At 56.4% G+C, this 14672-nt stretch carries 11 protein-coding genes; 6 read left to right on the forward strand and 5 right to left on the reverse strand.

Features of this window, described 5'->3' with window-relative positions:
- The first annotated feature begins 102 nt into the window (after positions 1–102).
- Genes M2305_RS10800 through M2305_RS10825 form a run of 6 tightly spaced genes read left to right on the forward strand, consistent with a single transcriptional unit; the run spans position 103 to position 8563 of the window.
- Positions 103–1251 carry a mandelate racemase/muconate lactonizing enzyme family protein gene (locus tag M2305_RS10800; RefSeq protein WP_264649963.1) on the forward strand — a complete coding sequence of 383 codons (1149 nt, stop codon included), beginning with the start codon at positions 103–105 and terminating at the stop codon, positions 1249–1251.
- Entirely contained in the window at positions 1251–3353 is a 2103-nt protein-coding gene (locus tag M2305_RS10805; protein ID WP_211499258.1) for a hydantoinase/oxoprolinase family protein, read from the forward strand. The genes M2305_RS10800 and M2305_RS10805 overlap by 1 nt, the downstream gene beginning before the upstream one ends.
- Positions 3353–5086 carry a hydantoinase B/oxoprolinase family protein gene (locus tag M2305_RS10810; protein ID WP_264649340.1) on the forward strand — a complete coding sequence of 578 codons (1734 nt, stop codon included), beginning with the start codon at positions 3353–3355 and terminating at the stop codon, positions 5084–5086. Before M2305_RS10805 ends, M2305_RS10810 begins: the two co-directional genes overlap by 1 nt.
- A complete protein-coding gene (locus tag M2305_RS10815) occupies positions 5083–6285 on the forward strand; it encodes a cytochrome P450 (protein WP_211499260.1) in 1203 nt (400 codons plus the stop codon). The genes M2305_RS10810 and M2305_RS10815 overlap by 4 nt, the downstream gene beginning before the upstream one ends.
- A 13-nt stretch (positions 6286–6298) precedes the next feature.
- On the forward strand, positions 6299–7039 hold the full coding sequence (locus tag M2305_RS10820; protein WP_211499261.1) for an SDR family NAD(P)-dependent oxidoreductase: 741 nt from the start codon (positions 6299–6301) through the stop codon (positions 7037–7039).
- Between the two features lie 18 nt (positions 7040–7057).
- Positions 7058–8563, forward strand: a complete 1506-nt coding sequence (locus tag M2305_RS10825; protein WP_211499262.1) for a gamma-glutamyltransferase — start codon at positions 7058–7060, stop codon at positions 8561–8563.
- A 62-nt stretch (positions 8564–8625) separates the two neighbouring features.
- Here the strand turns inward: M2305_RS10825 and M2305_RS10830 are convergent, their stop codons facing one another.
- The 5 genes from M2305_RS10830 to M2305_RS10850 are packed head-to-tail and all read right to left on the reverse strand — an operon-like array spanning position 8626 to position 14407.
- Positions 8626–9885 carry a YlbE family protein gene (locus M2305_RS10830; RefSeq protein WP_211499263.1) on the reverse strand — a complete coding sequence of 420 codons (1260 nt, stop codon included), beginning with the start codon at positions 9883–9885 and terminating at the stop codon, positions 8626–8628.
- On the reverse strand, positions 9882–11147 hold the full coding sequence (locus tag M2305_RS10835) for a YlbE family protein (RefSeq protein WP_211499264.1): 1266 nt from the start codon (positions 11145–11147) through the stop codon (positions 9882–9884). The genes M2305_RS10830 and M2305_RS10835 overlap by 4 nt, the downstream gene beginning before the upstream one ends.
- 22 nt (positions 11148–11169) lie before the next feature.
- Positions 11170–11346: a hypothetical protein gene (locus M2305_RS10840; RefSeq protein ID WP_211499265.1), complete on the reverse strand. Its 177-nt coding sequence runs from the start codon at positions 11344–11346 to the stop codon at positions 11170–11172.
- The gene (gene fdrA / locus M2305_RS10845; protein WP_264649342.1) at positions 11339–12880 is read right to left on the reverse strand and encodes an acyl-CoA synthetase FdrA; all 1542 of its coding nucleotides are present in this window, start codon (positions 12878–12880) and stop codon (positions 11339–11341) included. The genes M2305_RS10840 and fdrA overlap by 8 nt, the downstream gene beginning before the upstream one ends.
- Positions 12881–12883: 3 nt before the next feature.
- Positions 12884–14407: an ABC transporter substrate-binding protein gene (locus M2305_RS10850; protein ID WP_264649343.1), complete on the reverse strand. Its 1524-nt coding sequence runs from the start codon at positions 14405–14407 to the stop codon at positions 12884–12886.
- Positions 14408–14672: the final 265 nt, after the last annotated feature.

The raw sequence follows: 14672 nt of genomic DNA on the forward strand, positions 1-14672 counted from the left end.
TTCTGGTCAGGGATATCTGCACGCGAATTGTGGCGGAAAGGAGCAGTTGCTCTCTTCTGTCTGAAGTCAGTCTGCAAATGCGGAGATGGTAAGTTGAAGATTGTGTCTATTGAGGCTTTCCCTTTTTCCCTTCCGACGCGACGTGATTTCCGTTGGGCCGGAATGCTGGGGCAGTTGGGAAATTTCGTTGCGGTTCGTATCACGACCGAAGGAGGCGTCGTGGGCTACGGCGAAGCAACGCCCCTGCCGGACTGGGGCGGGGATTTTGGACGTCATGCTGGGGAAACGATCGGGACGGTCATTAATATCATCCGCACCGTAATCGGCCCGGCGCTGGTTGGGCAGGACGTGACGGCTGTGACCAGAGCGGCACAGATCATGGATCGTGTTGCTGTGGGGAATGTCTACGCGAAATGTGCTGTCAGCATTGCGCTTCATGATGCCTGGGGAAAAACCGTTGGTTTGCCGGTATACAAGCTGCTAGGTGGGGCAGTTCGGGATTCCGTGCCTGTCGCCCATATGGTTGGACTGATGCCGGAGGCGGACGCGCTTGAAGAAGCAGTGCTGGCGGTCGAGGACGGTGTGGAATGCCTTCAGATCAAAGGTGGAACTGACGCGGAGCGTGATATCCGGCTTATCGGAGCCTTGAGACAACGCCTGGGCACGGACATTACGCTGCGCCTTGATGCCAATCAGGGATATGATCATGGAAAGTCGGCATTGGCGATAGTTCGGCGCCTCGTGGATGCGGGTGTCAGTCTTGTGGAGCAGCCCACGGAAGGTCTGCGCTATATGGCGGAAGTAACGGGTGCCTCGGCTGTGCCGATTGTGGCGGATGAAAGCTGCTGGGACTTAAATGACGCCATTGATGTGCTGGGCGTTCGTGCGGCGGATTGTATCTCGATCTATCTGGCCAAGGCGGGCGGTTTTAGCGGGGCCTGCAAGGTTGCGGACCTAGCCGAGGCATCGCTGGTTCGGTGCGATGTGAATGGCTCGATTGAATCAGCGATTGGGACTGCTGCCAATGTGCATTTTGCTCTGGCACGCCCCTCCGTGTCTCTGGGAGCGGTGATTGCCATCAGTGCGCCTGCTGGAATGCATCCCTATCGCGTCGCTGGGCACTATTATGACGACGACATTCTAACGGAACCGATGCCAACCCGTAATGGGTCAATTCTGGCGCTGGATGCACCTGGGTTAGGCATCACTATTGACGAAGACAAGCTCGCGGCTTTCCGGTGTGACGACTGATGAAAACGGAATATCGGATTGCCGCGGATATTGGTGGAACCTTCACGGATATTGCATGCCTGTCGAGTGAGGGTGTGCTGATGACGGCCAAGGTTCCTTCGACACCGCAGGATTATGCGGAAGGCATTTTGGTCGGGCTCAGGCAGATTGCGGCTCAGTTGACACATGTAGCGCCGTCGCAGTTCGGACAGTTGCTGCATGCTTCCACGATTGCCACCAATGTCATTCTGGAATCCAAAGGGGCGAAAATGGCGCTTGTCACGACCGAAGGGTTTCGTGACGTTCTGGAATTGCGGCGTATCCGAGTGCCACGGCTTTATGAACCGCTCTATCGTAAGCCCAAACCTCTGGTGCCGCGGCGACTGCGGCGGGAAGTGCCGGAGCGCCTGGATGCAAAAGGCAGGGTTGTTCTGCCACTGGATGGGCAAGCTGCGCGTCAGGTGGCCAGAGAACTGGCGGATCAGGGCGTCGAGGCTGTCGCTGTGTGCTTCCTGCACAGTTATGTCGATCCCTCGCATGAACGGCAGGTGGAGCAGATCCTGCGGGAAGAATTACCTGAAGACTGCTTCATCTGTACCAGTTTCGATACGTTGCCACAGATCAGGGAATACGAACGGACCAGCACTACGGTGGTCAATGCGTATGTTGGGCCTGTTGTGCGCCGGTATCTGACTACTCTGGTGCAAAGACTTCAGGAGGCAGGGTTTGATGGCCGCCTATTGATGATGCAGTCCAGCGGAGGGCTTCTGGATGTATCTCAGGTCATTGCCCGTCCGGCCACTGTTGTTGAGAGTGGTCCTGCGGCGGGCGTGGTGGGGGCGGCAAGGCTGGGTCTGGCGTCCGGATATTCAGACATCATTACATTTGACATGGGCGGTACGACAGCCAAGGCATCCCTGATTCAGGGCGGGCGGGTGACGGCAACGGATGATTATGAGGTGGGAGGCGGCATTTCGATGTCCAGCGCTCTGGCGAAAGGCGGTGGCTATGCTCTGAAACTCCCGATCATCGATGTTTCGGAAGTTGGCGCTGGCGGAGGCAGTGTGGTGCGTGTTGATGTTGGAGGGGTGGTGAAGATCGGCCCCGAGAGCATGGGCGCGATGCCAGGCCCCGCCTGCTACGATCGTGGGGGTGTACATGCAACCGTCACGGATGCCAATCTTGTACTGGGATATCTTAATCCAAAGGCACTTGCGGCAGGAACTGTGCCGCTAAATGAGCAGCGGGCAAAAGATGCACTTGAGGCTGCCGTCTGTGTTGAAACAGGCATGAGCCTGCATGAGGCAGCTTACGGGGTGCATTGCGTGGCTAACGCCACCATGATGCGGGCGGTCAAGGCGGTGTCGACGTATCGAGGGCGAAACCCGCGTGATTTCACGCTGCTCGCATTTGGTGGAAATGGCGGGATGCATGCCGCACCACTTGCGCGCGAGTTGAATATTGGGCGCGTGCTCGTGCCGCCCGGCGCAGGAGTATTCAGTGCAGTTGGTCTTCTGTTCGCCGATTATGAAATGGGCCGGACGATCGCGTTTGCTCGGCCGCTGCCGGATGAACCAGCAGGTATTGCGGCTCTTTCGCAGGCTTATATGGCACTTGAGGCTACGATACGCGAGGAAATGGGGGATGATGAGACGCTCACCATTACCCGGTTCGTGCAGCTTAGGTATGAGGGGCAGGGGTATGAGCTGAGCGTCGTTCTGCCGCAGAGCAGCGTTTGGGAGGATGTGATTGCCATTGCCGCCCGTGACTTTATGGCGGAGCACCTACGCAGCTACGGATATGTTCATGAAGATGGCCAGATTGAGCTGGTTACCATCCGCGTGGTGGCGTCACGTCCTCCAGTACGGCCCCCCGAGATCAGAAAGGTGGTGGCAGGGGGCACGCTCGGGGAAGAAACGACCCGCATGGCTTATTTCGGCACACGTTTCGGGCTTCTTTCCACGCCTGTTCTGCATCGCTATCTGTTGAATACATTGCCACGTCTGGGACCACTGATTATCGAAGAATATGAGGGGACAACCATTGTGCCGCCTGATTGTCAGGCTTGGCGGGACGTTAACAACAACGTCGTGATTGACCTGATTGGAGAGGGAGAAGCGTGATGGCTGAGTGTGATCGTGCGCTTCTTGAAATCATCAAGAACGGCTTCGAAGCCATCGCCGACGAGATGGCCATTATCCTCATGCGGACAGCCCATTCGCCGATCGTAAGGGACGCCATGGATTTTTCCACGGCACTGTGTGACGTGCGGGGGGAGAATATCGCGCAGGGGCTCACGACCCCCATGCATCTGGGCAGTTTCTATGATGCCATGAAACATCTCATGGCCCAATATGCGGGTGATATCGCTGAGGGGGATGTATTCGTCGGGAATGACCCCTACCTGGCATCCGGGCAGCATCTACCCGACATTTATGTGGTCAAACCCCTCTTTCATGACAGGATCCTATGTGGCTGGGCTGCCACAATTGCGCATCATGTGGATGTGGGAGGGCTGGTACCAGGCAGCAATTCCCTCAGTTCAACCAGCATTCATCAGGAAGGACTGCGGCTGCCATTTCTGAAGCTGTTTCGTGGAGGTGTTGCGGATAGCGCCATACACACCATCATTGCAGCAAACGTGCGCACGCCGGATCTGGTTCTGGCCGATATTGCTGCGCAGTGTGCTGCTGTTCAGGCCGGTGACCGTGCGTTCGGCGAGATGCTGAGACGATACGGTTCGGAGCGGATTAGCCAGTATATCGTGGCTCTGCACGATTATGCTGAACTTCTGGCCCGTAGCGCCATTCGTGGCATCGCAGATGGCGTCTACGCGTTCGAAGATCATATCGACGGGCTAGGCGAAGATGGCCCACCGGTCGTGTTCCGCCTCAACCTACGGGTCCAGGGTGATGAGGTTACGGCGGACTGGACGGGAACTTCAAAGCAGGTCGCAGGTGGCATCAACGCGCCGATCTCCTTCTGCAAGTCGAATGTCTACGCCGCGTTGCGCTCAGTCATGGGCGCCGACGTTCCCAACTGCCACGGATATACACGGCCCATCACTGTGGTCGCGCCGGAAGGCACAGTGCTGAATTGCACCTATCCCGCGGCGTGTGGAGGTAGGGGCATCACGGGGTACCGGATTGTGGACTGTGTGTTTGGTGCGCTAGCGACATGCCTGCCGGATCGTGTGGCGGCGGATGGAGCCGGGGGATCGACCCTGCCAAGTTTCAGTGGCCAGTATCGGGGGCGGACATTCGTGTTCTCCGAATGTGTCATGGGTGTATGGGGCGGCACAAGCCAGCATGACGGGCAGGAAGGGGTGCCGCATATGGCGTCCAATCAGGCCAATGTTCCTATCGAGATCATTGAGGCAGACTATCCGATCCGGATTGAGCGGTATGGCATTATGCCTGACTCGGCGGGGGCGGGGCGTTACCGGGGAGGTCTGGGCATCCTTCGGGAATATCGTATTTTACAGGATAATATTTATTTTGGTGTGCGGTCTGACAAGGTCAGATACCCGCCCCATGGGCTGTTTGGCGGAAAACCTGGGGCACCTGCGTCTAACCTACTGCTGGTGAAAGGGCAGGAATATCCTTTGCCCGCGATGCCGCTTGATCCGATCATACTCAATGAAAATGACGTCTATAGGCATGTGATGGCAGGCGGTGGCGGTTACGGCAATCCGTATGAACGGGACCCGGAATGTGTCCGTGAAGATGTGCTGGATGGCAGAGTGACGCCTTCGGTCGCGCAGGCGGAATATGGCGTCTTTCTGAGAGAGAATTTCGGAATTGATGAAGACGCCACCTGCGCGCACAGGGCCATGATGACAGGAGAAGGTGCATGAACGTGATGTCTAATACGCGGGTGGTTTCTGATATCGACCCGTTTTCCGAAGAATTTCGTGCCGATCCGTTCCGGTATTATGCTCAGCTTCGAGCTCTGGGGCCCATTGTCTGGCTTGAGAAATACGGAATATGGGTTGTGCAGCATTATGCGCAGGTTCGGTCTGTATTGATGGATTTCACGCGTTTCTGCAACGCAGGTGGTGGTGGTCTGACGAACTACTTCAAGGAACCAAATTGGCGACAACCCAGTATTATTCTTGAAGTTGATCCGCCGGATCATGAACGAACCCGCAAGGTGATGATGCGGCTTTTTACGCCTGGTGCGTTGCAGAAAATGCGCACCGGATTTACCCGTGTGGCAGAAGAACTGGTGGATGCCGCTATTGCGCGCGGGCGTGTAGAGGCAGTGTCCGAACTGGTACAGCCGTTCCCCATGACAGTCTTTCCCGATGCGGTGGGAATGCCTCCCTTCGATCGTGAGATCATGCTGGTCTATGGGGGAATGGTGTTTGGCGGGTTCGGACCACGCACACCTTGGTATGACGAACTGATGTCCCGTGCAGAGGAAGTCGGGGCGTGGATCAATGCACATTGTGAGCGTTCGGCACTGACGATGGACGGACTGGGGGCAACAATTTACGAGGCCGCTGATCGGGGAGAGATCACGCATGCAGAGGCAACGCTTTTGGTGCGCTCGTTCCTTTCGGCCGGTGTGGATACCACTATTGATTCCATCGGGCTCTGCCTCAGGGCACTGGCGGAACATCCGGATCAGTGGGCGATCCTGCGGGAGGATCCGTCTCTGGCGCGGGCCGCCTTTGAAGAGGCAACACGATATGACAGTTCCTCACAAAGCCTGTTCCGTACAACGACCGGATCGTTCGAGTTCGAAGGTCAAGTGTTGGGTAAGCATGAAAAGGTGTTGGTACTGATCGGGTCCGCCGGGCGCGATCCGCTGGCGTGGGAAGAGCCCGATCATTTTGATATCCAGCGCAGGATCACCAAACAGACCGGCTATGGAGTAGGAATTCATGTCTGTGTAGCGCAGATGATGGCGCGACTGGAGGGAGAAGTCTTCTTCCGGGCACTGGCGGAAAAGGTGGATCGGCTTGAAATGGCTGGTCTTTCGACGCTGCGGCTGCATCCGGGTCTGCGGGGACTGACCTCTCTGCCAATCTTGCTTACTAGCAAACACTGAGGATTGCAGGACAATGGCGACTGTAATTGTGGCGGGTGGTGCAACCGGGATCGGGCGTGCCTGCGTGAGGGAATTTCGGACGCGGGGGGATAACGTCCTCCTGATCGATCATCGCGAGCAGGCGCAAGCCGTGGCAAATGAGGTATATGTCGGCGAATGTGTGTTTCTCCAGCGCGATCTGGCTGATCCTGCTGTACCACAGGAAGCGGTTGATCTGGCGGTATCTCGTTTTGGAGGCGTCGACACGTTGTTGGTGACGGCAGCGGTCATGATGTCTGCCTCCCTAGCGGATTGGACAAACGAGATGTGGGATCGCACCGTGGCGCTCAATCTCAAGATGCCGTTCTTCTTCACTCAGGTAGCGGCACCTTTTCTTGCAATATCTGATAACCCGAGTGTGGTGTTCATCTCCTCGACGGGAGCCATCAAGGGTCATGCCGGGATGTCGGCCTATCAGGCGACCAAGGCGGCATTGCCCGGTCTTGCACGCAGTCTGACAGCGGAGCTGGCCCCTAAGGGGATACGCATCAACTGCGTTTTGCCTGGATGGATCGAGACGCCGTTTAATGATCCGTTTTGGTCTTACCAGCGAGATCCCGATGAAAAACGTCAGCTCATTGACCGGCAGATTCCGCTGGGCCGGCACGGCACGCCGGACGAAGTGGCAGCGCTTGTCCTGTTATTGTCGTCGCCAGCGGGGCGCTACATGGCTGGAACATCGTTCGTTGTCGACGGCGGGTACACGGCAGTCTAACGCATGACACACAGGGGTATGAGATACCAGCATTGGCATATTGCCGACGGGTTTTCTTCAACCGTGCGACCGGCTATATCCGGGCCATCGGGAGCTGTTTCGGCCGCACATCCTCTGGCTGTCTCCGCCGGGCAGGATGCCCTGGCGCAGGGGGGCAATGCCGTGGATGCCGCGATTGCCGCGCAGGCTGTCTTATGTGTGGTGGCTCCCGACGCATGCGGGGTCGGCGGGGACCAGTTTGCGCTTGTGGCGGATGCTACCGAAATTCACGCGATAAGTGGGGCTGGCGCCACGCCGCGTCAGGCTCTGAAGCATGCCGACGAGGGCGCTAACAGCATTACGGTGCCAGGTTTAGCCGGGGCATGGGCGGAAATGCATACGCGATGGGGCAGTCTGCCATTTTCCACGATCCTTGCCCGGGCTATCCGCTTGGCGGAAGAAGGGATTGTTCTGCCTTGTGCGCTGGAACAGACCGTGGTGGCACATGACGCTCGGCTGCGGCGCAATGGCGCGGGAGACTGGCAGCTTGTGGGGTTGCCGTCCGGTCAGCTTTTCGTCCAGCCCGCACTTGCCGCGCTGTTGAGGCAGTTTGCAGCGCAGGGACCACAATGTTTCTATGGGGGAAATATCGCGGCCAGTATCGCCCGGCGTATAGCGACCTATGGTGGTGCAATGGATGTGAAGGATATGGCTGCCCATACCACACATGTAACGCGGCCTTTGTCTGTGACGCTCGGCCGTGACACACCACAAGCAACAAAGGTATTTGTGCAGCCCCCGCCGACACAGGGTATTCTGCTGGGCATGGCGTTACGGAATTTCACCCGATGGACCCCGCATGACGACCTGCAGGCAGATCATATTGCCGTCGAATTGACGGAAGCCTCCTTTGCATACCGGGACAGAGCCTCAGAAGGACAGGATTTGCTTGACGTGATGCTGGAGGTTGATCCCGCACGGGCATCGCGTCGTGGAGGGCCACGGGCCTATCTGCATACAGCCGGTGTGTCAGTCGCGGACCGGAGCGGGATGGTAGTGTCGTCTCTGATCAGTGTGTTCGACGATTTCGGTTCCTGCATTTTCGTGCCGGAACTGGGGATTGTGCTGAACAACCGAGCTGGTGGTTTTACCAGCGGCACCAACGCTTGGGCCCCAGGGCGTGTGCCTGTGCATACGCTGGCCCCCGCGATCGTGCAGTCAGGTTGGGGAACGATGGCACTGGCGACCCCCGGCGCAGACGGACAGGTGCAGACGCTTCTGCAGGTCATCGACCGGATTCTGCGCAGGAGGGAGGATATTGCCGCTGCAATCGCAGCGCCACGCTGGCGGAGCGAGGGAGGGAAGCTATTAATCGAGCAGGGACATCCTTCTGCAGAAGGATTGCAGGCGCTGGGGCATGATGTTGCGCTACGACCTGCCGGCGCGCTCTGTTTCGGAGCGGTTGCCTGCGCGGGTGTTGAAGCCGGTGGCGAGCCGTTTGCGGTCAGCGATTGGCGGCGAAACAACTGGGCAGGGGTGGTCTGAGAATGGTGTAAGATGCTCTCCCGTCCTGCCTTCGCCGGGTTGGACCAAAGAGCATCCAAGAATTAATCCGGTCGGTATTGTGTACCGAAAGCCCGGAGCGCGTTGGCAAAGCAGTCAAAAGGTGCACGAGTCTGGCCTGCACCGATCACTCCGCCTTTCTTGTGAGCGATAGCCGTATCGATGATTGGTGTGATGCTGGTTTGGACGACTTTACGAATATCGATGCCCGTTGGTGCCCCCGTGAAGTTCATATTGGGAATTTTGAACTCAGCGCTCTGTCCGATCGTGATCAGTTGCATCTCCTCAACCATGGTAGTGGCACGAGCGAAGGAACCATTGACGAACTGTTGTAGGACAGGGGCTGCGGCCTGAACATGTCCCCCTAATCCGATAGTTTCCATAATGCTGCTATCGCCAATGTCGGGAACGGCATCGTTGTCGCTCCATTCAGCGGAAAAATATAGTCCATCGATACGGTTGGCGGGAGCTGTGAACCACTGATCGCCCAAACCACTGACCTTGATGCCGAAATTCACACCGTTGCGACACATCGCAGAAACCATGGTGCTATAGGGGATGTATTTCGTTGCATCGGCCATGGCCTTGCCCGCTGCCATGGAGAGACAGAGTGAGAACTGCTCGTTTACCTTCAGGTAATCGAGAGTTTCCTGGAGCAGCCTGCGGTCCTTGCAGGTGTCGTAAAGAGCTAGGACGATGGCGTTCAGAATAACCGCGCTGCCTGCGCTGTTACGGTTGTGGCACTCATCTCCCATTTCGAGCGCGCGGGCGATCATGGGCTTGACCGGGATGCCATTCGTACTGCGGAGGGCCGCTCCGAGAACCGGCCCTAGAACCGTCTGGAGCCATGTCCAGCGCTTTCGGGCTTCTCGGTTGTAATCGTCACGGTTGAGTAGTCCGGCCGCTGGTCCCTGAAAAAGCTGGGAATATCCATAGTGCCCGTGCACGGGGTCATGGACTACGGCTAGCGGGCTTGAAGCGCTGGTGATACCTGCCATGCCTCCAACTGCCCCATAATCATGACAGGGTGCGACAATGATTTCGCCTGCGGTAATGAGAGCCTCGGCCTGTGCTTCCGTATCGGTGAGGCCTTCATGCAAAGCAGCCTGAACAACGCCCATTTTCTGGGGCCCGCACATATCCTGCCAGGCAATGGGCGGACCTGCGTGGAGAATAGTGGCGCGGGTCATGTGCGGCAGAACCTCGATGGCAGGTCTGACGTCGACCCAGACGGGTTTTGCCGACACCAGTCGGGAAAATGCTTCCTCATTCGCGACGTTGATTTTGTCGATCAGGGAGGTCATGGTTTCTGGCTCCCAATCTTCTGGCCGAAGGCTCTGAGTGCTTGTTCAAAGCACCCCATGGGCGCATGCACCTCACCTGCACCGATCAGGCCGCCTTCCTTGTGGGTGATGGCAGTGTCCAGAAGGGGTGTAATGCCAGTCTGCACGACCTTGCGAATGTCGATGCCAATCGGGCCGGGTGCGAAATCCATTGATGGAATACGGACGTCCGGATTGGATGTGGCGCATATCTCCTGCATCTCGAGCGTATTGGCAATTGCCTGCTGGACGGTGCCCTGCACATATTGCGTGACGGTAGGAGCGCAGGGTTGGATGAAGCCTCCAAGGCCGATGGTCTCGGTGATGGCACTGTCGCCGAGGTCCGGGGCCGCATTAGAATCGTTCCACTCTGCTCGGAAAAACAGACCTGTCACGGGGTTGGCAGGTGCGGTGAACCACTGGCCTCCTAGGCCACTGACCCGGATACCGAAATCCACGCCATTCCGTGCCATTGCCGTAACGATCGTGCTGTACTCGATACCCTCAGCCGGAACCAGAATAGCCTTTGCAGCCCCCATGATGGCATGGAGTAAGAAATGTTCCGATTCAACAAGGAATTTGATGGAGGCGCGTACATCTTCCGTCGGCATGTCCAGCATGACCAGATGGCTATAAAGCTCCTTTAGGAACTGGGAGGTCGCAGCGATGGAGCGGTTGTGGCACTCGTCTCCCATTTCCACCGCACGCGAGATGATATTACGGATATCAATCGGGCCGGAGGTCTGAAGGGCCTTGCTGAGAACCGGTGCGAACACCTTGGCCTGCCATGTTAGGTTCTGCAGGATCGTATCATCGTAAGCGCCCCATTTCAGCAGGCGCAGGCCGCCACCTTCCGAAATGCAGCTATAGGCGCGATTGCCGAAGGTGGTGTTCTCGATGATCAGCATGGGGGTGGATGCCGAGGTAATGCCAGCCCCCGCCCCAACGCAGACATGGTCATGGCACGGAGCGGTCAGAATTTCGCCTGTACGGATCCGGCTTTCAGCTTCTTCAGCAGTGTTTGCCAGGCCTTCCCACAGTGCCGCACCTATAATGCCGTGTCTGTGGGGACCACACATGTCGTCCCATGCGATGGCTGGGCCAGAGTGCATGATAAGATTGGGCATCATGCCCGGCACGACATCAATGGCTGGAGCGACATCCACAAGCTGCGGCTTTCCGCGCAGGATGATGTCGAGTGTTTTGGCATTGGCGTCTTCGATACGTGTTTTTAGGCCAGACATGGTGTGCTTTCGGAAAAATAGGTCAGATCAGGCTATCGAGTAGGCTCATAAGGTCTTCGTCCTGGCTGGCGGGGGGTGTCCATTGCACCTGAACCACGTCCACGGATTGCTGCCTAAGAGTATCGGCAAACAGCTCGATGCCGATATTGACTACGCAGAGAGGCTTGTCATTAAGTAGAGGATTGGGCGTTTCAGTCATGGAGTGTCTCCAGATAGCGACTAGCAATCATGACGGCTTCCGCATTGTTGCCAGTTACCAGAATGTTTGCTGCACGAAGCTGTTCGGCTTGTTTGGCGTAATTCTGGATATCGTTTCTAGTGCCGCAGATGGTGACGATCACGGGGAGTTCACGTCCGTCTGCTCGAGTGATTTCCCGGGCTTTCACGATGGTCTCTGCGAGCTGCGCCGCCGGGTTTTCATGAGCGCCATATCCGATGACAAGATCCATGAGCAGAAGCGCCACTTCAGGGTCGCGTGCTTCTGTCAGGATGCGCTGGTTACGAACCGTGGGATCGATCATCGGGTGTGCGCGGCCTTCGGTGTAGGCATCATCTCCCAAATCGATGACAGTGTTTTCGCGGCTTGCGAACAAATCTGTCAACTCAAAGGGGCCATGTTCGAGATTGGAATAGATACCCCTCACATGGTCGCGCAAAAGGAACAATGCTTCGTAACAGAGGGTTCCACCGGCATATAAACCCCGGAGATAGCGTTGGGACGGCTGACGTGCTGCCTTCGCTCTTGCAATAAAGCTATCTTGCTCAGGGGCACTTAATTGCGGAAGATGGCAGTTAGGGTTGAGTATCCGTGCGGCGGTGACAGCCGTTTCTGCCAGCGTGCGGGTAAAGGCAATGTTGCCTTTTTCTCCAGTGTGGGACTGCCCAACAAAATTGATGATGACAGGCTTGTTCAGTCTTTCGCAGAATGCGCTGACTCGGTCAGCAATTTCGGGGTGGGGGGGCTTGGACGTTACGACAATCACATCCGTGTCTACGTCCGCATTAAGAAGTGACAGGCCCTGAAGCATTGTCAGTCCGCCAATCTCCTGCTGAAGGTCGCGACCACCCGTGCCAATGGCATGGCTGACGCCCGTGCCCAGCCAGTCCAGCAGGGAAGAAATCTCCTGCGTGCCAGTGCCTGATGCACCCACAATACCTACGCGGCCTGGCTTCACCGCATTGGCAAAACCGAGACCGACGCCATTGATCAGGGCTGTGCCGCAGTCCGGTCCCATTAGCAGGCGATTTCTTTGTCCCGCGAGTTCCTTTAGCTGGCGTTCGTCATCCCTGCTGACATTGTCGCTGAACAGGAAGACATTCAATCCCAACTCAAGAGCGCGTTTTACCTCGCGGAATGCGTATGTTCCGGGTACAGAAATACAAGCGAGGGAGATGTCGGGGCGCAAGGTGCAGGCAGCCTCGATGGAGCGGGGTAGAAGAGCTTGTTGGCCGTTCTGTGTCTTGCGTGACAAAAAGTCCTGTGCGGCCGCAATGGCACGGTCTGCAGCATCTTCGGTATTAGCCCTCACGGCGATGATCAGATCATCTGGCTTGGCTGCTTGCACGTCCTCGCTGAGCAAGCCGGATGTGGCCAGAATCTTCTTGTTGTTGGCCGTAGCCATCATCGTCATAGCCTCTGTAACACCTGCTTCATGGCGGATGGTTTCGGAAGCCCGCATAAGGCGTACGGAGTCATGATATTCCCGTGGGCGGATGACAATTCTGGAAGGCATCGCTCAGTGCTCGCTCTTCTGGATATCGGTGTCGTGAAAGAGGGGATAGGACCCGATGGCATCAAAGCGGATCCCCTTGATGCTATTATGGGCGGCAACAATGTTGGCATTGCAGTGCAGGGGAATGGCTAATGCTGCTTTCATGACTTCAAGCTGAACCTGCTTGAAGATCGGAATATAGTCCTTTGGGTTTGGATAGAGTTCTGCACGGTCGATCATTCGATCAATTTCTGGATAATTTTCTGGTCCGCGTTTACTCCAGCCGTAACCGTTCGGTCTGCTGTGGCAGGAGTGATAGACAAAACCCAGAAGTTGAGACGAGCTAGCGTATTTGCCTTGGGGAATCATGTTGTGATCGCCATGCATACCCGCCCGGATCCATGCAGGTGGTGTGCAGAGTTCAACCTCAACAGCAATGCCCAGCTCTGCCAGCTGTTGGGAGACGATATTACCGAATTCTGGGTAAAAATTTACAGGAAGAGCATAGAAAATTATCGTCAGCGGCACGCCATCATTGTAGCGTCTGCCGTCTGGGCCGAGTATCCAGCCTGCCTGATCGAGAAGGGCTGCAGCCCTACCCGGATCGTATGGATAAAAATTTTCCACGCCAGGCTCATATCCCAAAGTGAACTGTGAGACAGGCCCGTAAGCACGGCTGAAAGTGCCCTTGAAGACTTTGGCGACCAGAGCATCCCGGTCAATAGCGTGGCTCAGAGCCTGCCGGACAGCCAGGCTGTCCGTGGGGGCACGCTTGATGTTCAGCATCAGGCTGACGGGAATGCCGCGAATGGGCCAGACCGTGACGGTCGTCTGCTCGTGACTGGACAGAGTCTCTGCGTCGGCGGGGTTGGCGGCGTAAATGACATCGACTTCGTTGCTGAGTAGGGCTGCACTGCGTGCCTTATCATCCGGCATGAATTTGAAGACGATTTCATCAATCAGGGGAGGTCCTGTGTTTTCGACAACAGGAGGCCCCCATGCATAAGCCTCGTTCCGGCGTATAACGAGACAGTTACCACTGTCCCATCGCACGAAACGGAACGGCCCCGTGCCAATGGGATGATGCATGAACCCTTGTCCCTGTTCCTGCATGGCCTTGAGAGACATTGGCGCTAGCCATCCCTGACTGAGGGCGTCGAGTAAAAGTGCATAAGGTTTATCAAGAATGATCTCGATGCAATGATCGTGAACAACGCGGCATTCTCTGTAGCTTCCCAGAAGGTTACCCGCGAGTTGCGATCTGTTAGCCGGATCACGTGCACGATCAAGGGACGCTTTTACAGCGTGAGCAGTAAATAGGGTGTCGTCGTGAAACAAGACGTCACTACGAAGATGAAACGTATAGCGGCACTGATCGTTGGAGATGGTGTGGCTTTTGGCCAGACCAGGCACATAATTGCCGTCTGGTGTCTTATTTACAAGAGTGTCAAAGACGCCGTTGGTCATCTGCAAAGCTAGCTCTGCCGCTCCAAGATGCGGATCAATGTTTGAAGGTTCGTAGTGAACGCCAATACGGATCTGTTTCATAACTGCGTTCTCACTCATGAAGTTTTTAATGCGAACATATGTGCGAATTAAAAACACGATGCGAAGGATTGCAAGGGAGAAATTATGTCGGTTTCAAAACTTATAGATTTTCGGTCTGATGACGCTTTGTGCGAAAGTCGCGCATGTACTTGCGACATTTCGTATAAGACGAGGAGCAAAGACACGGAATTATGCAGATATTCCCGAAAACGGTAGTCTTGGCCGTGCTCGATAGTGGTCAGTAATAATGTGACAGACTGGTCAG

Source organism: Gluconobacter cerinus, assembly GCF_025961355.1.
GTDB classification, from domain to species: domain Bacteria; phylum Pseudomonadota; class Alphaproteobacteria; order Acetobacterales; family Acetobacteraceae; genus Gluconobacter; species Gluconobacter cerinus.

What these genes read in the sequence shown, in the direction of transcription:
- M2305_RS10850 (WP_264649343.1), bottom strand. Translation starts at nt 14,407, where the DNA reads ATGAAACAGATCCGTATTGGCGTTCACTACGAACCTTCAAACATTGAT.
- fdrA (WP_264649342.1), bottom strand. Translation starts at nt 12,880, where the DNA reads ATGCCTTCCAGAATTGTCATCCGCCCACGGGAATATCATGACTCCGTA.
- M2305_RS10830 (WP_211499263.1), bottom strand. Translation starts at nt 9,885, where the DNA reads ATGACCTCCCTGATCGACAAAATCAACGTCGCGAATGAGGAAGCATTT.
- M2305_RS10815 (WP_211499260.1), top strand. Translation starts at nt 5,083, where the DNA reads ATGAACGTGATGTCTAATACGCGGGTGGTTTCTGATATCGACCCGTTT.
- M2305_RS10840 (WP_211499265.1), bottom strand. Translation starts at nt 11,346, where the DNA reads ATGACTGAAACGCCCAATCCTCTACTTAATGACAAGCCTCTCTGCGTA.
- M2305_RS10810 (WP_264649340.1), top strand. Translation starts at nt 3,353, where the DNA reads ATGGCTGAGTGTGATCGTGCGCTTCTTGAAATCATCAAGAACGGCTTC.
- M2305_RS10835 (WP_211499264.1), bottom strand. Translation starts at nt 11,147, where the DNA reads ATGTCTGGCCTAAAAACACGTATCGAAGACGCCAATGCCAAAACACTC.
- M2305_RS10805 (WP_211499258.1), top strand. Translation starts at nt 1,251, where the DNA reads ATGAAAACGGAATATCGGATTGCCGCGGATATTGGTGGAACCTTCACG.
- M2305_RS10825 (WP_211499262.1), top strand. Translation starts at nt 7,058, where the DNA reads ATGAGATACCAGCATTGGCATATTGCCGACGGGTTTTCTTCAACCGTG.
- M2305_RS10820 (WP_211499261.1), top strand. Translation starts at nt 6,299, where the DNA reads ATGGCGACTGTAATTGTGGCGGGTGGTGCAACCGGGATCGGGCGTGCC.